This window comes from Sedimentimonas flavescens, from assembly GCF_025154035.1.
GTDB lineage: Bacteria > Pseudomonadota > Alphaproteobacteria > Rhodobacterales > Rhodobacteraceae > Rhodobacter > Rhodobacter flavescens.
In genome coordinates this window covers 51070-71328 of sequence record NZ_JAOALJ010000008.1, presented here as the reverse complement: position 1 = coordinate 71328, position 20259 = coordinate 51070, and the positions used below count along the sequence as shown (strand labels likewise).

At 63.6% G+C, this 20259-nt stretch carries 17 protein-coding genes; 11 read left to right on the top strand and 6 right to left on the bottom strand.

The features are described from left to right. Positions 1-18: 18 nt before the first annotated feature. On the bottom strand, positions 19-993 hold the full coding sequence (gene speB, locus N3C64_RS14575; protein ID WP_260015005.1) for an agmatinase: 975 nt from the start codon (positions 991-993) through the stop codon (positions 19-21). A 124-nt stretch (positions 994-1117) separates the two neighbouring features. Here speB and N3C64_RS14570 point away from each other — a divergent pair, with 124 nt between their 5' ends. Then, complete coding sequence (locus tag N3C64_RS14570) at positions 1118-1897, top strand: helix-turn-helix transcriptional regulator (protein WP_260015004.1); 780 nt, start codon at positions 1118-1120, stop codon at positions 1895-1897. 43 nt (positions 1898-1940) lie between these two features. Here the strand turns inward: N3C64_RS14570 and N3C64_RS14565 are convergent, their stop codons facing one another. From N3C64_RS14565 to N3C64_RS14555, 3 genes are all read right to left on the bottom strand, one after another. After that, positions 1941-2372: a c-type cytochrome gene (locus N3C64_RS14565; protein ID WP_260015003.1), complete on the bottom strand. Its 432-nt coding sequence runs from the start codon at positions 2370-2372 to the stop codon at positions 1941-1943. Positions 2373-2461: 89 nt separating this feature from the next. Beyond that, positions 2462-2791, bottom strand: a complete 330-nt coding sequence (locus N3C64_RS14560; RefSeq protein WP_218629490.1) for a hypothetical protein — start codon at positions 2789-2791, stop codon at positions 2462-2464. 391 nt (positions 2792-3182) lie between these two features. Beyond that, positions 3183-3869, bottom strand: a complete 687-nt coding sequence (locus N3C64_RS14555) for a cupin domain-containing protein (protein WP_260015002.1) — start codon at positions 3867-3869, stop codon at positions 3183-3185. A 262-nt stretch (positions 3870-4131) separates the two neighbouring features. Here N3C64_RS14555 and N3C64_RS14550 point away from each other — a divergent pair, with 262 nt between their 5' ends. The 8 genes from N3C64_RS14550 (at position 4132) to mgtE (ending at position 16115) form a co-directional block, all read left to right on the top strand. After that, a complete protein-coding gene (locus N3C64_RS14550; protein ID WP_218629491.1) occupies positions 4132-5088 on the top strand; it encodes a TAXI family TRAP transporter solute-binding subunit in 957 nt (318 codons plus the stop codon). A gap of 121 nt (positions 5089-5209) precedes the next feature. Continuing rightward, on the top strand, positions 5210-7972 hold the full coding sequence (locus tag N3C64_RS14545) for a TRAP transporter permease (protein WP_260015001.1): 2763 nt from the start codon (positions 5210-5212) through the stop codon (positions 7970-7972). A 10-nt stretch (positions 7973-7982) separates the two neighbouring features. Further along, positions 7983-8414, top strand: coding sequence for a universal stress protein (locus tag N3C64_RS14540; RefSeq protein WP_260015000.1), 432 nt, complete (start codon positions 7983-7985; stop codon positions 8412-8414). A gap of 53 nt (positions 8415-8467) precedes the next feature. After that, positions 8468-9445 (top strand): carbon-nitrogen hydrolase family protein, encoded by a 978-nt coding sequence (locus tag N3C64_RS14535; protein WP_218629494.1) that lies wholly within the window; start codon positions 8468-8470, stop codon positions 9443-9445. A gap of 65 nt (positions 9446-9510) precedes the next feature. Then, positions 9511-12243: an aminotransferase class I/II-fold pyridoxal phosphate-dependent enzyme gene (locus N3C64_RS14530; protein ID WP_260014999.1), complete on the top strand. Its 2733-nt coding sequence runs from the start codon at positions 9511-9513 to the stop codon at positions 12241-12243. Between the two features lie 13 nt (positions 12244-12256). Beyond that, on the top strand, positions 12257-13717 hold the full coding sequence (locus N3C64_RS14525) for a biotin carboxylase (RefSeq protein WP_218629496.1): 1461 nt from the start codon (positions 12257-12259) through the stop codon (positions 13715-13717). Continuing rightward, positions 13717-14715 carry a C45 family autoproteolytic acyltransferase/hydrolase gene (locus N3C64_RS14520; protein ID WP_260014998.1) on the top strand — a complete coding sequence of 333 codons (999 nt, stop codon included), beginning with the start codon at positions 13717-13719 and terminating at the stop codon, positions 14713-14715. Before N3C64_RS14525 ends, N3C64_RS14520 begins: the two co-directional genes overlap by 1 nt. Then, a complete protein-coding gene (gene mgtE, locus N3C64_RS14515) occupies positions 14712-16115 on the top strand; it encodes a magnesium transporter (RefSeq protein ID WP_260014997.1) in 1404 nt (467 codons plus the stop codon). The genes N3C64_RS14520 and mgtE overlap by 4 nt, the downstream gene beginning before the upstream one ends. Positions 16116-16119: 4 nt before the next feature. Here mgtE and N3C64_RS14510 read toward each other — a convergent pair whose 3' ends face one another. Then, positions 16120-16974, bottom strand: a complete 855-nt coding sequence (locus N3C64_RS14510) for a MurR/RpiR family transcriptional regulator (protein WP_260014996.1) — start codon at positions 16972-16974, stop codon at positions 16120-16122. Positions 16975-17144: 170 nt separating this feature from the next. Here N3C64_RS14510 and N3C64_RS14505 point away from each other — a divergent pair, with 170 nt between their 5' ends. Further along, positions 17145-18473, top strand: coding sequence for an aspartate aminotransferase family protein (locus N3C64_RS14505; protein ID WP_260014995.1), 1329 nt, complete (start codon positions 17145-17147; stop codon positions 18471-18473). Further along, positions 18470-19249, top strand: a complete 780-nt coding sequence (locus N3C64_RS14500) for a beta-keto acid cleavage family enzyme (protein WP_260014994.1) — start codon at positions 18470-18472, stop codon at positions 19247-19249. The genes N3C64_RS14505 and N3C64_RS14500 overlap by 4 nt, the downstream gene beginning before the upstream one ends. A 13-nt stretch (positions 19250-19262) precedes the next feature. On the opposite strand, the gene N3C64_RS14495 is transcribed toward N3C64_RS14500, so the two are convergent. Next, on the bottom strand, positions 19263-20231 hold the full coding sequence (locus N3C64_RS14495; protein ID WP_260014993.1) for a LysR family transcriptional regulator: 969 nt from the start codon (positions 20229-20231) through the stop codon (positions 19263-19265). Positions 20232-20259 lie beyond the last annotated feature (28 nt).

Below are 20259 nucleotides of genomic sequence, written 5' to 3'. Positions count from 1 at the left end.
CTTGTTCTCCCGGTGGGGTCAGCCGTGCTGTTTACGCGCGGCGGCGTAGAGGCACAGCAGGTCATTGGCGAGGGTGGCGGCCGCAAGCGCGGTGATGTCGCTCACGTCATAGGCAGGGGCGACCTCAACGATATCCATGCCGATCACGTTGATGCCTGCGAGGCGGCGCAGCGTCTCTTGCGCCTGATAGGGGCTGAGGCCGCCGATGACCGGCGTGCCGGTGCCCGGCGCCGAGGCGGGTTCCAGCGCGTCGATGTCGAAGGTGACATAGGTCTTGTTGTCGCCCACGATCTTGCGGATCTTCTCGGCTACGGCATGGGGGCCGGTCTGATGCATCTCGATGGCGTCGATGATGTTGAAGCCAAGCGGGTCGGGGTTGTGGGTGCGGATGCCGACCTGAACCGACCGCGCCGGATCGACAAGCCCGTCGCGCACCGCGTGGAACATCATCGTGCCGTGGTCGATGCGGCCTTCGTCATCGGCCCAGGTGTCGCTGTGCGCATCGAACTGGATCACGCTTAGCGGGCCGCCGTGTTTCTCGGCGTGTGCCTTCAGCAGCGGGTAGGTGATGAAGTGATCCCCGCCGATCGACAGCAGCGCCGTGTCGGTGGCCAGGACGGCCCGCGCCTCGTCGGCGATCTCGTTGGGGACGTTCGCGGGATAGCCCGAGTCGAACCGGCAATCGCCGTAATCCACCACCGAAAGCTGCTCGTAGGGGTCTTGCTCCCATGGCCAGGGCGCCGACCACGAGATATGGGCCGAGCCAGCACGCACAGCGCGCGGTCCAAGCCGGGCGCCCGAGCGGCTCGAGACCGACAGGTCGAACGGCACCCCCATGACCGCGACATCCGCGGTGCTCAGGTCGCGCGTGTAGCGACGACGCATGAAGCTCAGCGCACCCGCATAGGAGGCCTCGGTCACGGTGCCGCGATCCGACAGGCGCGTGAAGGCCTGATCGCCCGTCGAGGGGTTAACGCTGGAATCCTTCGCCATTTATCTCACTCCCGGTTCAAATTGGCATCCGAAGAGATTGGCCGAGAATGCATATGCTGGTAAATTCGGGTATAGATATATACCTTTGGATATATAAGTTCAGCGCGGCCACGCAGGAATGTCGATGGAAAACAAAGTTCTAACTCTTGACGACGGCCGCATCCAGGCAGTGGCGGCCCTGTTCGAGTCGCTTGGCTCTGACCGGTTCCCGACGGCTTTCCGGCAGCTTGTCAGGTCGATCTGCAGCTTTGATTCTCTGATCGCGACGCGCTACCCGGCCAATCAGCCGCCAGTCTCGCTGTTTCATGATCTCGACGATGTGCAGGCGGCGATCACCGTGCAGTTCTACGCCACCGGGCCCTATCTGCTCGACCCGCTTTACCTGGCGTGCAAGGGGGGCAGCGCGCCGGGTGCCTATCGGTTGCTCGACCTCGCGCCCGAGGCCTTCTACCGTTCGCAATACTACCGCGCCTTCTATCGCAGCATCCGTATCGGCGATGAAGTGGGCCTGCTGATCCGCGAGCGCGGGAGTGACTGGATCATCGTTTCGCTGGCGCGCGGGGTGCGCCAGACACGCTTCAACGAGCAGGAACTGATGCAACTGCGCCAGATCTTCCCGATCCTGTCCGCCGCCGTACTGCGCCACTGGGGTGGCAAGCCCGAGACCGCACCCGCAGGGCTGCTTGAGGACCGGCTGGAAAGCTTCGGCGCGGATATCCTCAGCCCGCGCGAGGCCGAGATCGTGCGCCTGATCCTTCAGGGGCACTCAACCCCCTCTGCAGCGGCTTATCTGGGTATTTCCGAAGGCACGGTGAAGGTTCACCGCCACAAGGCCTATGCCAAGCTTGGCATCGCCTCTCAGGCCGAGCTGTTCTCGCTCGCGACGCGGCATTTCGTGGGCTGATGCGCCGGCAGCCCGTCTGGCGGACTACCGGCGTGTTGTAGTGTTACTGAATGCCGTTGGCGCGCTGCACCTCGCGCACATAGGCGACGATGTTGACCACGTCGGAGGGGGTCAGCCCCTCGACCGGGGGCATGTCGCCGAACTTCCAATGGTGCGCGCGCACCCCGTTTTGCACAGCGGCAAGGAAGGACATGTCGCCGTGGTGCGAGGGTTCATAGATCACGTGGATCAGCGGCGGCGCGATGCCCAACTTGCCGCCAGCATTCGCGCCGTGGCAAGCCGCGCAGACGGCATCGAAGGCGCGCTGCCCTATCTGGGCATTGGGCGAGAGGCTGTCGGGGAGCGAGACCGCCACCATCGGATCGCCTTCGGCAGGCGCCTTGGCCTGAACATCGGGCGTACCGCCGGGGCCGAGTGCCAGATAGGCGCCTCCGGCAATGGCCAGGGCTGCGGCGGCAACAAGGTATTTCTTCATCGTAGGTTCCAATTCGATCAGGGCCCGCAAAGGGGCGCAAACAAGCGGGCGCGGGCGCCTCTGGCGGTCGCGCGTCGGTGTGAGATCGGTCAGGAACGTGGTGGAGGCAGGTCCAGCGCTGGCTCATGCGCCGCGGGCCAGGGCCGGTCGCCGTGCCGCAGTTCAAGCGGCAGGTCCGCCCGGCGCAGCGTCAGCGCCGGGGCAAAGGGCAGGGGCGCGGACAGCATGGCCTCGGCATGGGGGCAGGGGGCGCTCGGCATCTTGGAATGATGGGAATCCGGGCAAGAGGGGCAGTCGGCCATATCTGAAACTGCGGCCATCGCCTGTGCATGGCTCATCGCGGCAGCCGGAGCCCCCAGCTGCACGGAGCCGATCAGCAAGACCAGCCCGATAACGAGAAGATGCACGATCTGGCGCATGGTTTCCTATCTTGCGCGACCGGCGGGGGCTGTCAATCGCTCCGCCGATGGCCTGTCGCGCAAGTGATCGCGCATCGCGCATGCGCCGGCCATGACATTGGTCAAACGGGCCAGCCCTGGCGATAGGTCCGCTCGTTGAGGTTGGCGCGCGTTACGATAGTTGGCCCGAAACGCCGCCCCGGCGCTTGACTGTTTCCATTGCGGGTTGGTCGGCAGAGAGATATTGGCCACTGGCAGCGCCGCGTCGGGCGACAGCCGCCGAACCCGCCCGCTTGCGTCATCGCGCGGCGCCACAGGCGACCGGAGTGTTGCCGACGAGATCGTGCCGGTCGAGGCGGCCCCGATCCTGATCACAAAGGCGACCGGTTATGCGCGCGTAAAGCCCGCGCGCCTAGAAGCTTGGCGGGGTGCAGGCGGAGATCAGGATGCAGACCTCGTCGCGGATGTTGCGAAACCTGTGTGGGACACGGCTGTCAAAGAGATAGGCATCGCCTGGGCCCAACTCGTTCACCACTTCGCCGACGGTCAACTCGATCCATCCCGAGAGAACGAATCCCCCTTCCTCCCCGTCGTGGCTGTAGTTTTCCACGCCGGTGTCGGCTCCGGGTTCGTATCGCTCGTGCAGAATTTGCAGCATTCGGTTAGAGCCTGCGCCCACCTGATGCAGGGCGATTCTTGCCGCTTGCGGCGCGTTGCGAAAGACCATCTTAGGGTCAACGGCAAGCAACTCGCTCGCGCGGAAGCAGATCTGTTCCCGGTCTTCAATGTCGGGGCCGAAGAACTCTGCCAGGCTCATCGGGATCGCGTCCAGAATACGTTTGAGCGATGCGACAGATGGCGATGAGTGGTTTGTTTCTATTTGTGAAATCAAGCCGTTGGTGACGCCGGAGCGGCGTGCGAGTTCGCGCTGAGACCATCGCTTTTGCGTGCGCACCGCCCGAAGGCGATGGCCGATATCGAGATTGGGTTGCTTTGCTGGAACGGGCACGGCGGTCCCCCGGCTGACTTCTCGCGGGCTGATGATGGGCTGTTGTGAACTGGATTCACTGAAGTCTAACGCGAAGAGATTTCCGAACAAGCTTGATTACTATTTTAAACGGAACTACGCTTTCATGACACTTTACCTCCTTCTATGCGACCGTTCCCGGTTTCGCAGTTGGGCGCATCGCCCTTGTGTGGGGGCAGCCTGAGCGAAGGTATCCTGTGGCCCATGTAGGAGACGCCCGTCGAGGCGTCTGCGCGCGGCCCGATCGGCCGGACCCGGTTCGGCGAAGGAGTGATTCAGCGGGGCAACAAGAATCCGCGGGTCAAATGTCCAGTTAGCGACACGGAGTTGAAAAATGACATATCTCAAGACACTCTCGTTCGTCAGTGCCATGGCGCTTGCGACCACTGCCGCCGCCGAGGAGCGGTTCATCACCATCGGGACCGGCGGCCAGACCGGCGTGTATTTCGTGGTCGGACAGTCGATCTGCCGGCTGGTGAACCGCGACACGCCGACGACCAACCTCAAGTGCACCGCGCCCTCGACCGGCGGCTCGATCGCCAATATCAACGCCATCGCGGCGGGTGATATGGACATGGGCGTTGCGCAATCCGACTGGCAGTATCACGCCTTCAACGGCAGCTCGGAGTTCGAGGGCAAGACGGTGGACAAGCTGCGCGCCGTCTTCTCGGTGCATGGTGAGCCCTTCACCGTCGTCGCCCGGAAGGACTCGAATATCGCGAGCTTCGAAGACCTCAAGGGCAAGCGCGTCAATGTCGGCAATCCCGGCTCGGGTCAGCGGGCGACCATGGAGGTCGTGCTGAACGCGATGGGCTGGACCGACGGCGATTTCGCGCTGGCATCCGAGCTCAAGCCCGCCGAGCAGGCCGCAGCTCTGGGCGACAACAAGGTCGACGCGATCATCTACACCGTGGGCCACCCGAACGGCTCGATCCAGGAGGCGACCTCGACCGTCGAGGCAAATCTGGTTCCGGTAACCGGCGAGGCGATCGACAAGCTTGTGGCCGAAAATGCCTATTACGCCAAGGCGATGATCCCCGGCGGGATGTATGCCGGCACGCCCGATGACGTCGAGACCTTCGGCGTGAAGGCCACCTTCGTCACCTCGGCCGATGTGCCCGATGATGTGGTCTATGCCGTGGTCAAGGCAGTGTTCGACAATTTCGACCGCTTCAAGGGCCTGCACCCCGCCTTTGCCAATCTCAAGGAAGAAGAGATGATCAAGGACGGTCTGTCCGCCCCGCTGCATCCGGGCGCGATCAAGTACTACACCGAGCGCGGCTGGATGTAAGCTGCTCGGGCCGCCCTGCTTACGGTGGGGCGGCCCTTTCAGGCGCAGCGCGCGGATGGTGCGCGCGTCGAGCACTCGGCAATGACCTGGCAAGGGCGCGCCGTAGGGACTGGGGGACTTCATGGCACAGAACGATCATCACGAAGCCGGTGGAATGGGCGCAGATCAGCCCGGGGTCGGGACGTTGAGTCAGGAAGAACTCGACGAACTCGTGGCGTCCTCGGATACCGGCGCGCGCGGATCGACCGGTCCGGTCGGCGCTTTCCTGATGATCGTCGCGCTGGCCTGGTCGCTGTTCCAGCTGTGGATCGCCTCGCCGATCCCGTTCATGGTGGGCTTTGGCGTGTTCAACGACACCGAGGCGCGCTCGATCCACCTTGGCTTTGCGATCTTCCTTGCCTTCGCGGCCTTCCCCGCAGCACAGACGCGCGTTCAGGTCGTTTTGGGCGTGGCGGTGCCGCTGATCCTGGGGCTGCTGTTCTTCATCTCGGCGAAAGAAGGAACTCCGGTCTGGTGGATTCCGCTGATCTCCATCGCGGTGGTCGCAGCGATCCTGATGGGTTCCCCCAAAAATCATGTCCCGCCGTGGGACTGGGCATTGGCCATCGTGGGCGCGGCCACGGCGCTTTACCTGTATCTTTACTACCGCGACATCTCTTCGCGCGTGGGCGCGCCGATCATGCAGGATTTCGTGGTTTCGGTGGCCGGTATCGTCATCCTGCTCGAGGCGACACGCCGCGCGCTTGGCCCCGCGCTGATGATCGTCGCTGCGGTCTTTCTGGCCTACACGGTGCTGGGCCCGCATATGCCTGCCATCATCGCGCACAAGGGCAACAACCTGTCCGAGATCGTGAACCACCAGTGGATCACCACCGAGGGCGTGTTCGGCATCGCGCTTGGGGTTTCGACCTCGTTCGTGTTCCTCTTCGTGCTGTTTGGCTCACTTCTCGATAAGGCCGGGGCGGGGAACTACTTCATTCAGGTCGCATTTTCACTGATGGGGCACATGCGCGGCGGGCCTGCCAAGGCGGCGGTTGTATCGTCGGCCATGACGGGGCTGATCTCGGGCTCGTCCATCGCGAATGTGGTCACTACCGGCACCTTCACCATTCCACTGATGAAGAAGGTGGGCTTCTCGGCCGAGAAGGCGGGCGCGGTCGAGGTGGCCTCGTCGGTCAATGGCCAGATCATGCCGCCGGTGATGGGTGCTGCGGCTTTCCTGATGGTCGAGTATGTGGGCATTCCCTATTTCGATGTGGTGCGCCACGCGTTCCTGCCTGCGGTGATCTCTTACATCGCGCTGGTCTATATCGTGCATCTCGAGGCGATGAAGGCCGGCATGGAGGGCCTGCCGCGCGCCTATACGCCCAAGCCCATCGTGCAGCGTCTGATCGGCATCGCCTTTACGATCGCCGCGATCTGCGCGCTGTCGCTGGCCGTTTATTACGGGATGGGCTGGATCCGCCCGGCCTTCCCGCAGGCGGCGGGCTATATCATCTTCGGCTTCCTGACGGCGGTTTATGTGGCGCTGCTCTGGGTTGCCTCGCGTGAGGCTCCGCTGCGTCTGGACGACCCGAACGCGCCGGTGAGCAAGCTGCCGTTGCCGGGGCCGACCGTGCGCGCGGGGCTGCACTATATCCTGCCGGTTGTCGTGCTGGTCTGGGCGCTGATGGTGGATCGCCTGTCGCCCGGCCTTTCGGCCTTCTGGGCCACGGCCTATATGGTCTTCATCCTGATCACGCAGCGACCGCTGATGGCGATCCTGCGGGGGGAGGGTGCCTTGGGGGCGGCCATCTCGGGCGGGTTCACTGACCTGATCGACGGCCTTGTGACCGGTGCCCGCAACATGATCGGCATCGGTATCGCGACCGCGACCGCAGGCATCATCGTGGGCGCCGTCAGTCAGACCGGCGTTGGTTCGGCGCTGGCCGATGTGGTCGAGGTGCTCTCGGGCGGCAAGGTGCTGGCGATGCTGGTGCTGACAGCCGTCCTGTCGCTGATCCTTGGCATGGGCCTGCCGACCACCGCAAATTACATCGTCGTATCGGCGCTGCTTGCGCCAGTGATCGTGACGCTCGGGCAGCAGAACGGCCTGATCGTGCCGCTGATCGCGGTGCACCTGTTTGTCTTCTACTTCGGCATCATGGCCGATGTGACACCGCCGGTGGGGCTTGCCAGCTTTGCCGCCGCCGCAGTATCGGGTGGCGATCCGATCAAGACCGGTGTCGTGGCCTTCTTCTACTCGCTGCGCACCGCCGCGCTGCCGTTCCTGTTCATCTTCAACACCGAGCTTCTGCTGATCGACGTGACGATGGCGCAGGGTGTCTTTGTCTTCGTGATTGCGACAATAGCGATGCTGCTGTTTGCCGCGGCGACACAGGGCTGGTTCCTGGCGCGCAACCGCATCCATGAGACGGTGCTGCTGCTTCTGATCGCCTTCACGCTGTTTCGCCCGGGTTTCTGGATGGACATGATCTTCCCGCCCTATACCGAGGCCGCCCCGGCCGAAATAAGCGTCGCTGCCGCCTCAACGCCGAAAGGCGAGGATCTGCGCGTCCGGGTGGCGGGGGTCAACGATCTTGGCGACCCGATTGAATTCGTGGCCCTTGTTCCGATGGGCGACGAAGCCACAGGAGAGGATCGTCTGGCCGCGGCGGGGATCGCGCTGCGGCAGGACGGTGAGCGGATGATCATCGACGATGTCGCTTACGGTTCGGCCGCGCAACGGGCGGGTCTGGATTGGGACCAGGAGGTGTTGCGCGTGCTGCAACCCGTCTCGGTGCCGTCAAAGTACTGGATGTTCCTGCCCGCGCTGTTGCTGCTGGCACTGGTCGTGATGATGCAACGCGGGCGCGGGTCAAAGCCGCGCACGGCAAAAGCCTGAGGAGGGCGCCATGTACAAGACCATCCTCCTGACGATCGACCTTGAGCACGAAGCCTCGTGGAAACAGGCGCTGCCGGTGGCGATCAACTTCGCCAAGGCGCCCGGGGCGACGCTGCATATCCTCGCGGTGGTGCCGAATTATGGCTCGGCGCTGGTCGCGAGCGAGTTCCCGTCAAGCTATCTTGAGAAGACATTGGCCAAGGCCAAGGCCAAGCTTGAGGCCATGGTGGCCGAGCAGGTTCCGGCACAGGTGAAGGCAATCAGCCATGTCGGGGCAGGGCGCGTGCATGAGGTGATCCTGGAGTATATCGACAGCTCCGGCGCCGATCTGGTCGTGATGGCCAGCCATGCACCGGATCGCGTACGCGAGTTCCTGGTCGGGTCCAACGCCGACCGGGTGGTGCGCCGCTCGCCTGTTTCCATTCACGTTGTGCGGTGCTAGGCAGTGCGGCGGTCCCGTCAAGGGGGGCTGAACAAGTGAGAGCAGGAACCGAGATGACTCCCTTCGCGATTGCCGGTGTGCAGATGTACGTCAACGCATTGCATCCCAACACAGATGGCATGCTGCACCGGCTCGACATTCTGATGGCGCGGTTCCCGTGGACGCAGATGGTGCTGTTCTCCGAACTTGCCCCCTTCGGGCCGCTGCCGAAATTCGCGCAGCCTTTCCATAACGACAGTCTGCGCCAGTTCCAGGAGGCCGCGCGCAAGCACAATATCTGGCTGATCCCCGGCTCGATGTTCGAACGTGCCGAGGATGGGAAGATCTACAACACCTCGGCGGTGATCAACCCGGCGGGCGAGATCGTGGCCAGCTACCGCAAGATGTTTCCGTTCCGGCCCTATGAGACCGAGGTCGAGGCCGGGACCGAGTTTTGCGTCTTCGACGTGCCGGGGGTGGGGCGGTTCGGCCTGTCGATCTGCTATGACATCTGGTTCCCGGAAACCACGCGCCAGTTGACCGCGCAGGGCGTTGAGGTGCTGCTGCATCCGGTTCTGACGGGTACGGCCGACCGCGACGCCGAACTGGCCATCGCGCGGGCTACCGCCGCGCAGTTCCAATGCTACGTTTTCGACGTGAACGGGCTTGGCGCGGGTGGCAACGGGCGATCCTGCGTGGTCGATCCTTCGGCCACGGTGCTGCACCAGTCCGCCGGGCAAGAGGACATGTTCCCGATCGAGATCGACCTCGATCTTGTACGGCGTCAGCGTGAGACCGGCATCAAGGGGCTTGGGCAGGTGCTGAAGAGCTTCCGCGACCGCTCGGTCGATTTCCCGGTCTATGACCGCACGAGCGGGACCGACGCCTATCTGAACAGCCTTGGCGCGCTTGAGATGCCGCGCCAGGGATCGCGCTCGGGGATGAATTTGCGGGATACTTCGGTGACGGGGGAGCAGCATCTGACGATGGGCCCGCCGTTCCGTGACGATGACGGTACGCCGCCGCTGGCGGGCACGATTTCAACGGGCTGACTTGACCGAACGATAAGCTTGATGCGCGCATCGTTGGTTGGTCGGCCTCAGGGAGGAACGGACCGATGCAATCGATGAGCGACTACTACTCTGCCGTGCAGCTGCGCGCAGACCGTTGGAGCGCCCTGCGAGAAAAACTCGTTCATCTGGAGCGAGAGCCGCAGGGGAGGCGCGCCAAGGCTGCCCATGCCGAGGCGCAGAAGCTGTTCGGGTCGCTGGCGATCGTTGAGCGATACTGGGCCTTTCCCGGCATGGCGGCATTCGAACACATCCGCCGCCAGTTCGAGGCAGGACATCTTTCCGAAGCCACCTATTCGGTTACTCGGGTCAACCGCGCCCTGACCACCGGGGCGTATCGGCGCCGCAAGATCCCGCTGGAGCAAGGAATTCTTGACGAGGATCAGGAAGAGGATGCCCTGCTGCCGCCGGATGCGCGGGCGCTGACCAAGCCCTATTTCGAGGTGATGATCGTCGATGATGTGAACGAGCATCAGGAGCGCTGGCTGAAATCCAACATGCTCTCGATGCGCCGCAGCGAGGACGCCTTCACCTATGAGCCGGTCGTCGTCCCCAGCCTTCAGGACGCGCTGATCGGCGTTCTGTTCAATCACAACATCCAGGCGATCATCGTGCGCCCGGGGCTGCGGCTCGAGTCCGAGGTCGAGCTGGCGATCCTGACGCGCTATCTCAACCGTGCGGGCGGGGCCGAGGAGATCGAGGATATCCCACCCGAGGACTATGGCCCCGAACTGTGCCGCCTGATCGCGAAGGTGCGCCCCGAGCTTGACGCCTATCTCGTCACCGATCGCTCGGTCGAGGATATCGCGGGTCTCGATCTGGGGATCTGCCGGCGGGTCTTCTACAATCAGGAAGACTTCATGGAGTTGCACCTGAACATCCTGCGCGGTGTTCAGGCGCGGTTCAAGACACCGTTCTTCACCGCGCTCAAGGAATATTCCAAGCAACCGACCGGCGTATTCCACGCCATGCCGATCAGTCGCGGCAAGTCGATCACGCGCAGCCACTGGATTCAGGACATGGGCGCGTTCTACGGCCCGAATATCTTCCTGGCGGAGACCTCGGCGACCTCGGGCGGGCTCGACAGCCTGCTTGAACCGCACGGGCCGATCAAGGAGGCGCAGGAGCTTGCTGCACGCGCCTTTGGCGCCAAGCAGACCTTCTTTGCGACGAATGGCACCTCGACCTGCAACAAGATCGTGGTGCAGGCGCTGGTGCGACCGGGCGACATCGTTCTGGTGGACCGCGACTGCCACAAGTCGCATCACTACGGCATGGTGCTGGCGGGCGCAAATGTGCGCTACCTCGACAGCTATCCGCTCAATGAATACTCGATGTATGGCGCGGTGCCGCTGAAAGAGATCAAGCATCACCTGCTCAAGCTGAAGGCCGCGGGCAAGCTCGACCGGGTGCGGATGCTCTTGCTGACGAACTGCACCTTCGACGGGATCGTCTATAACGTCGAGCGGGTGATGGAGGAATGCCTTGCCATCAAGCCCGACCTGATCTTCCTGTGGGACGAAGCCTGGTTTGCTTTCGCGCGCTTTGGTCCCACCTATCGGCAGCGCACCGGGATGAATGCCGCGAACAACCTGCGAGAGCGGCTACGCTCGCCCGAGCACGCCAAGGCCCATGCCAAGCAGGTGGAAAAGCTGCAGGATGCAGATGAGGCGACGCTGATCAAGACCCGCCTGATCCCGCCGCCGAATGCGCGGGTGCGCGTTTACACGACCCAATCGACGCATAAGACGCTGACCTCGTTGCGGCAGGGGTCGATGATCCATGTCAACGATCAGGACTTCAAGGGCGAGGTCGAGGCTTCGTTCCAGGAAGCCTATATGACCCATACCTCGACCAGCCCGAATTACCAGATCATCGCCTCGCTCGATGTCGGTCGGCGGCAGGTCGAATTGGAGGGTTTCGAATTCGTCCAGCGTCAGGTCGAGGCGGCCATGGCGATGCGCCGCGCGATCTCGACCCATCCGCTGTTGCAGAAGTATTTCAAGGTGCTGACCGCGGGCGACATGATCCCCGAGGAGCATCGCGAAAGCGGGGTCGAGAGTTACTACGACCCCGAGCAGGGCTGGACCGATATCTGGAACTGCTGGGAAAAGGACGAATTCGTTCTGGACGCAACGCGCGTGACGCTGGCCGTGGGCGGTACGGGCTGGGATGGCGATACGTTCAAGACCCAGGTGCTGATGGACAAATACGGCATCCAGATCAACAAGACCTCGCGCAATACCGTTTTGTTCATGACGAATATCGGTACCACGCGGTCCTCGGTCGCCTATCTGATCGAGGTGCTGGTCGAGATCGCAAAGGAGCTGGACGACCGGCTTGACGATGCCTCGAAGATGGAACGTCTGGCCTTCGAGCGGCGCGTGAAGAACCTGATGCAGGATCTGCCGCCTCTGCCCGATTTCTCGCATTTTCATGAGGCGTTCTGCGCCGATCCCGACACCGGCGAAGGGGACATCCGCACGCCCTTCTTTCTGGCCTATGATGAGAACAACTGCGACTACCTCGACTTGCAGGGCGGGATCGAGGCCGAGATGGACAAGGGGCGCGAGGTGGTCTCGGCCTCATTCATCATTCCCTATCCGCCCGGCTTCCCGATCTTGGTGCCCGGGCAGGTCGTCAGCCGAGAAATCCTGGCCTTCATGCGGGCTTTGGACGTCAACGAGATCCACGGCTACCGCGCCGATCTGGGCCTGAGGGTCTTTACCGATGAGGCACTTGCCAAACAGCTTGAAACACTCGCCACCGCGGCGGAATGAAGGGGGAAGTCACATGAGCAAGACAGATCTGAAGAACATTTCCGAAATCCGCCGCTTCTTCCACAGGAACGAAGAGCCGATCTATTTCATCTCGGCGACCAACTTCAACCTGCTGGGCATCGACGAGTGGTGCAAGAATTTCAAGTATATCTGCTACATTGACTGCTATGACGGGCGCCATCCGAACGTGTTCTGCCCCTCCGAGCAGCCCCATGCCGAGTTTCAGTCGATCGAAGAGATCAACAACTACCTGCTCCAGCACAAGGAGGTCATCGACCTTGTGAAGCGGCGCGGCGGCAAGCCCAAGTTCGTCTTCCTGATGTTCGACGAAGAGACCGAGCGGCTGGCCAAGGAACTGGGCGCCGAGGTCTGGTTCCCCAAGGCCAAGCTGCGCACCAAGATGGACAACAAGATCGAAACGGTGCGCGTCGGCAACAAGGCGGGGGTGCCCTCGGTGCCCAACACGCTGGCCGAGGTCAAATCCTGGGACGACCTGATGAAGACCTGCGACAAGGCGGGGCTCGGCCATGATCTTGTGCTGCAATCGGCCTATGGCGACAGCGGCCACACGACGTTTTTCATCAAATCCGAGGCCGATTTCCGCCGTCATGAGCATGAAATCGTCGGCGAGGGCGAGATCAAGATCATGAAGCGCATCGATTGTCGCGGGTCGGCGATCGAGGGCTGCGCAACCAGCAAGGGCACCATCGTCGGTCCGCTGATGACCGAACTGGTCGGCTTCAAGGAACTGACACCCTATCGCGGCGGTTGGTGCGGCAACGAGATCTTCTCGACCGCCTTCCCGCCCAAGGTGCGTCAGAAGGCCCGCGACCTGACCTTCAAATTCGGCGAGCAACTGCGCAAGGAAGGCTATCGGGGCTATTTCGAACTCGATTTCCTGATCGACAAGAAATCCGGAGACATCTGGCTCGGTGAGTTGAACCCGCGCATCACCGGCGCCTCATCCATGACGAACCACGCGGCTTTCGCCCATGCCGATGCGCCGCTCTTCCTGTTCCACCTGCTCGAGTTCTCGAAAGCGAAGTTCAAGCTGGATGTGGATGAGCTGAACGCCCGTTGGGCCGATCCCGACATGATCGACAGCTGGAGCCAGATGGTCATCAAGCATACCGAGGACAATGTCGATATCGTCACCGCCGCTCCGCAATCCGGGATCTACCGGATGCTGGAAGACGGGCGGGTGGTCTTCGACCGCTTCGATTATCACCGCCGCGCGGTCGAATCCGAGAACGAGGCCTTCTTCCTGCGCATCCTCAAGCCGGGCGACTACCGCTATGAGGGCGCTGATCTGGGCATTCTGGTGACGCGCGGGCGCTCAATGACGAACGGCTTCCAGCTGAACGAACGCGCGAAGAAGTGGATCCACGGCATCAAGTCGGCTTTCGCCGCGCAGCCCCTGCCGATGGCCGAGGCCGGCCCGGCGCTGGCAGATCCGGCGTTCAAGATCCTCTGATGGAGCTTTGGTGGCGCGCCATAAGAGAGGCGGAGCCTGGCCCGAAATGGGCCGGGCTTTTCGCTGAGCTTTGGCCCGCCTACAAGGCTTGGTGGTTGCGAGAGGGCGAGGATGCGCGGCCGACCTACCTTGAATGCCTGCGTGCGCTTGAGCGGCACATGCCCGAGATCGTGCCGATCTACGAGCAGCTCTGCGCCCTTGCGGGGGGCGGCGATCTGGCGGCGCGGTTTCTCAGCTTCTATCGCCCGCCACCCTATCTATCGGGGTGCAGTCAGGCGATCTGGCCGGGCAAGGAGCCCGTGCTGGTGCGCAACTATGATTATGACCCGCGCGCGTTCGAACGCATCGTGCTGCACTCGGGCTGGCAGGGCCGCAGGGTCATGGGCACCTCCGACGGGCTTTGGGGGCTAGTCGATGGCATGAATGATGCGGGGCTGGCGGTGTCGCTGACCTTCGGCGGGCGGCGCGTGGTGGGCGACGGCTTTGGCGTGCCGATCATCCTGCGCTATGTGCTGCAAACCTGCACAACCGCCGAAGAGGCAGGGCAGGCGCTGGCGCGCATCCCCTCGCACATGAGCTACAACGTCACCGTGCTGGACCGGCGCCGCAACTACCTGACGGCGTTCCTGTCGCCCGACCGACCCGCGATCATGACCCATGCGGCGGTCGCGACGAACCATCAGGAGCGCGTCGAGTGGGATGCCCACGCCCGCATGACCGCCTCGGTCGAGCGCGAGCGCTTCCTGCTGCAACGCCTGACGCTGCATGTTGAGCCCGAGGAGAAGTTCATCTCGGCCTTCCTGCGCCCGCCGCTTTACTCGACGGCGTATGATCGGGGCTTCGGCACGCTTTACACGGCGGTTTACCGCCCGCGCAAAGGCGAGATGGAACTGCGTTGGCCGCGCGGGCGCTGGCCGCTCGATCTGAACGAGTTTCACGAAGCCTCGCATCTGATCATGACCCCCGACCCAAGGGCGGTCTCGGAAAGGGAGCAATGACCGAAGACACCGAACTGCTGGAGCGTCCCGAGCCCACGCCCGAGGATGGTGACCCCACCACGCCGACCCTGCGAGAACGGGTCAAAGCCGCGGTGGACGCGCGCGACGCCGAGCAACTGAATGCCCTGCTGGAGCCTTTGCCGCTTTCGGCGGCGCTGCGCCAGTTGTTGACGCTTTCGGCCGATGACCGCGACACGGTGCTGGAGCTTGTGCCGACCGAACTGGCCGCCGCGCTGGTCGAAGAGGCGCCCCATGCCGCCGCTACGGAACTGGTCGAACGCCTCGAATGGGACCGCGCCGCCGAAATCATCGACGTGCTCGACAGCGACCTTCAGGCCGACCTTATTGGCGATCTCGACAGCGAGGACGCCGAGGCGATCCTGGCCGAGCTTGAACCCGAAGACGCGGCCGATGTGCGCCGGCTGGTCGCCTATGAGGACGATACCGCAGGCGGGTTGATGGTGGCTGAGGCCTTCAAGTTTCCAGTCACCGCGACGGTGGGTGCGGTACTGCGCAGTTTCGTCGATGAGGATCAGGACTTTGAGCGCTATCGCGGTCAGCATCCCTATGTGATCGACGCCGAGGGGCGCCCTGTGGGCGTGGTCTCGCTGCGCGGGCTCTTGGTGGCGAAACGCTCGGAAAAGCTCAGCGCGATCATGATTGAGCCGATCGTCGTGACGGTCGATACGATGCTGGATGAATTGCAGGATCTGTTCGACCGCCATGGCTTCCTTGGTCTGCCGGTGGTCGAAGCGGACGGGCGTCTGGTCGGCGTTGTGTCCCGGGCGGCGATCAATGCCGCCGCGCTGGAGCGCGCCGAGAGCGAGGCGCTGAAGTTGCAGGGCGTCGGGGATGAATTGCGCTCGATGCCGCTCTGGCTGCGTTCGCGTCGGCGGTTGATGTGGCTGTCGGCCAATATCGTGCTGAACGTGATCGCGGCCTCGGTGATCGCGGCCTATGAGGAGACCTTGGCCGCGGTCATTGCCATCGCGGTCTTTCTGCCGATGGTGTCGGACATGTCGGGCTGTTCGGGCAATCAGGCGGTGGGCGTGACGATGCGGGAGCTTTCGCTGGGGTTGGTGCAGCCCAAGGATGCGATGCGCGTCTGGCTCAAGGAGCTGTCGGTCGGCGCGATCAACGGGCTGGCCCTTGGCGTGCTGATCGCGCTTGTGGCGTGGCTCTGGAAGGGCAACGTCTGGCTTGGCGCGGTCATCGGGGCGGCGCTCGCGCTCAATACCATGCTGGCGGTGTCCATCGGGGGCGTCGTGCCGCTGGTCCTCAAGCGGTTGGGGCAAGATCCGGCGGTTGCCTCCGGGCCGCTCCTGACCACGATCACCGATATGGCGGGTTTCTTCCTTGTGCTTAGCCTCGCCAGCCTGCTGATGCCCTATCTGATCTGAGACCCTACTGCGCCATGTAGCCGCCAAAGCGGGCGATCCGCTCCTCGAACCGCGCGACCCGGTCGGCCGCGCCGTTGCTGCGCGCGGCCATCGCGGCCAGGATCAACTCGACCGTCAGGAAGGCGCTGTTGAGCGAGGGCATAAGCTGCGGCCCCGACATCGGCAGGCAAATTACCTTCCACGCGCCAAGAGCTATGGGCGAGGTCTGCGCATCGGTCAGCGCCAGAACCCGCGCGCCGCAGTCGCGGGCGATCTGGCAGGCGCGCACGACCTCGGCGGAATAATGCGCGTAGGTAATCGCGACGACGACATCCTCGGGGGTGCTTTGCGACACCTGGTCAAGGATTGCGCCCGGCGCGGCGGGGGCGGGGACGAAATTATCGAAAGCCATCCCGCCGACATAGGACAGGTAATGCGCGATCGAGTAGCAGCTGCGTACACCCACGGAATAGACGTGGCGCGCTTCCAGTAGCGGCGCAATACAGTCATTCGCGGTTTCCAGCAGCGTGGGCGATGAGAGCCGCTGGAGGTTGTCGCCGCTTGCGGAGAGCACCTGCGTGAAAATGTCTGCATCGGGCAGGTTGCGCAGCGCCCGCGCGCGGCCGCCATAGGTGGCGCCCCCGCGCTGAAGCAGCCGCTGAACATCGGCGCGCAAAGCGTCGTAGCCTTCGTAGCCCAACTCGCGCGACGTGCGGGTGACAAGGTTCGCATCGACCCCGGCCTTCTGCGCCAGCCCGCGAATCGAGTTGAAGGCAATATCGTTCCAGTGCTCAAGCAGCCACAATGCGAAGGCGCCAAGTTTGGGCGGCGCAGTTTGCGCCAGATCACGCAGCGCAGACTGGATTTTTTCTTCGGACATCATGGGCTTGCGGCTTTCTTGGCGGTGGCTCTGGCACATATCAAAGACCAGTTTTGCGAAAAATGCAAACGCATCTTTACGCATCAATAAATAAAGCATATGAATTACTGGCGGATGGGATAGTCCCAGTCGAAAGCCGGTCTGCCCCGGAATTGCATAAGGATCTGCGCATGTCCGATCATATCTTTGGCCGCTCCACCAAGGGCACTCTACCGGTCGCTGTGGCGGGCGATGGCTGCTATCTGATCGACGCCAGCGGCAAGCGGTATCTTGATGGATCGGGCGGGGCGGCGGTGTCCTGTCTTGGGCATTCCAATGCGGCTGTGCGCGCGGCGCTGCATGACCAGCTTGATCGGTTGGCTTTCGCGCATACCGGATTCTTCACCTCGGAACCGGCCGAGCAGCTTGCCGATACGCTGATCGCGAATGCCCCCGAAGGGATCGAGCGCGTCTATCTTGTCTCAGGCGGGTCCGAGGCGGTCGAGGCAGCACTCAAGCTGGCGCGACAGTATTTCCTGGAGATCGGCCAGCCGCAGCGGCACCGGGTGATCGCCCGGCGCCAAAGCTATCATGGCAACACGCTAGGGGCGCTGGCAACCGGCGGTAACGAATGGCGCCGCGCGCAATTCGCGCCGATGCTGATCGAGACCAGCCATATCTCGGCCTGCTACGAATACCGGGGCAGGGCGGAAGGCGAGAGCGTCGAGGCCTACGGGCTGCGCGCGGCGGATGAGCTGGAGGCCGAGATCCAGCGCCTTGGGCCGCAGAGCGTGATGGCCTTCGTGGCCGAACCGGTCGTGGGCGCGACGGCGGGCGCGGTGCCTGCGGTCAAGGGGTACCTCAAGCGCATCCGCGAGATCTGTGATCGCCACGGCGTGCTCTTGATCCTTGATGAGGTGATGTGCGGCATGGGCCGCACGGGTTACCTGTTCGCCTGTCAGGAAGACGGCGTCGCGCCCGACATGATCACCATCGCCAAGGGGCTGGGGGCGGGCTATCAGCCCATCGGCGCGCTGCTGGTGCAGGGCCGGATCTACAATGCTATCGCCGCCGGATCGGGCTTTTTCCAGCACGGTCATACTTACATGGGCCATGCGATGGCGGCGACGGCGGCGAATGCCGTGCTGGCGGAGATCTTGGAAAAGGATCTGCTGGGCCGGGTGCGCGCGCAGGGCGAAAAGCTGCAAGCGGCGCTGCTCGATGCCTTCGGTGATCATCCCCATGTCGGCGATATTCGCGGGCGCGGCCTGTTTCGCGGCGTCGAACTGGTGGCAGACCGCGCGACCAAGGCGCCCTTCGATCCGGCACGCAAGCTGAACGCCAGGATCAAGGCCGAGGCCTTCAAGGCGGGCCTCATTTGCTACCCGATGGGCGGCACGATCGACGGGCAATCGGGCGATCACGTCCTGCTCGCGCCGCCCTTCATCATCGAGGACGCGCAGATCGACGAGCTTGTCGGCAAGCTCTCGGGTGCCATCGACCGGGCGCTTGCGGCATGAGGCCGCTTCCCCGCATCATGGTCGCCCCGAACGGCGCGCGGCTGACCAAGGCCGATCACGCCGGCGTTCCCGTGACCATCCCCGAGATCGCGGATTGCGCGGTTGCCAGCCATAAGGCCGGGGCTGACGGTATCCACGCCCATGTGCGCGATGCAGATGGTGCGCATGTTCTCGATGCCGGGCTCTATCGGGAATTGCTGGCCGAGTTGGATCTGGTGCTGCCGGGTTTCTATACGCAGATCACGACCGAGGCGGTCGGGCGCTACTCTGCGGCCGAACAGCGGGCATTGGTTCATGCAGTGCGCCCTGCGGCCGTGTCCGTGGCGTTGCGCGAGATCACATTGGACGCTGAGCCGGCCGAGACTGCCCGCTTCTTCGGCTTTTGCCACGAAGCCGGGATCGAGGTGCAGCATATCCTCTACGATGTCGCGGATATCGAGCATCTTGCGCGCCTCGTCGATCAGGGCGATGTGCCGCGTGCGGGCCTTCGGGCGTTGATCGTGCTGGGGCGATACAGCGCGGGGCAGAAATCCGCTCCCTCCGACCTCGATGCGCCCGCCGGGGTGCTGCTGGGGCTGCTTCCGGATACAGATTGGGCCGTCTGTGCATTTGGCGCGCAGGAAACGGCGTGCCTGATTGCGGCAGCCAAGATGGGCGGAAAGGCTCGGATCGGGTTCGAGAACAATCGTCTCAATACCGATCTGTCCGTCGCCGCAACGAATGCCGAGCGCGTGGCCGAGCTTGCCGCTGCCCTCGAAGCTTCGGGGCAAAGCTAGGCAGGCTGCGCGCCTATCGGCGCCAGCCCTCACGAGGCACCAGGTTCCAGCGATCCGCCGACTTGCGCTGCCCGCCCCAGAGGTCGGCATCAGCGCCGAGCGTGTCGTAAAGGAAGGCCATCATCGCCCGCACCCGCGCCGTGTTGCGCAGATCGGGATGGGTCAGGACCCAAAGCTGCATGTCGAGATGTGCGAGCGGGTCCGACACGCGCGCAAGCCGGGGATCGGCATCGCCGACATAGCAAGGCAGGAAGGCGATCCCCAATCCCTCGGCCCCGGCGTTTTGCACCGCGCGCGAGGCCCGACACTGAAAGACCGCGCGGTCCTCTCCCTGCTGGCGCGATTTCCACACAACCGGAACTAGCCAGGAGGCCGTGCCCTCGATCAGACAGAAGGCGTGCTCGGCCAGAGGGGTGTCCGCGCGGCGCTCCATATAGGCGGGGGAGGCGTAGAGCGCGAAGCGGAAGGCGCAGACCTTGCGCCCGAAGGTGGTCTCGGGCGGTGCCTTGGTCGCGCGGATGGCCACTTCGGCCTCGCGGCGGCTCAGGTCGGCCGCGCCATGTCCGGGGATGACATCGACGCGGATATCGGGGTGCTCCGCCATGAAGCGCGCCATCAGCCCGGGCGCGTGGTCGCTTGCGAAAACCTCGGGGCAGGTGACGCGGATGCGCCCGCTGAGGCGAGTGTCCTGCCCGAGGATCTCGCGGCTCATGGAATGAAACTCGCTCTCGACCCGCTCGGCATATTGCAGCGCAAGACGCCCGGCGTCGGTGGGGACGTAGCCGTTATCGAAACGGTCGAAGAACCGCACGGCGGTTTTCTCTTCGATCGCGGTAATATTGCGAAAGATCGTCGAGTGCGTCTTGCCCAAGGCCCGCGCAGCCCCCGACAGGCTTCCCGCGCGGCCGATGGCAAGAATGATCGCCAGATCGCTCCAGTCCAGATCGCGGCGGCTAAGGGCGGCATCATCGGTCTGAGGCATGTTTGACCTGTCCGTTTTTGCAAGCTGA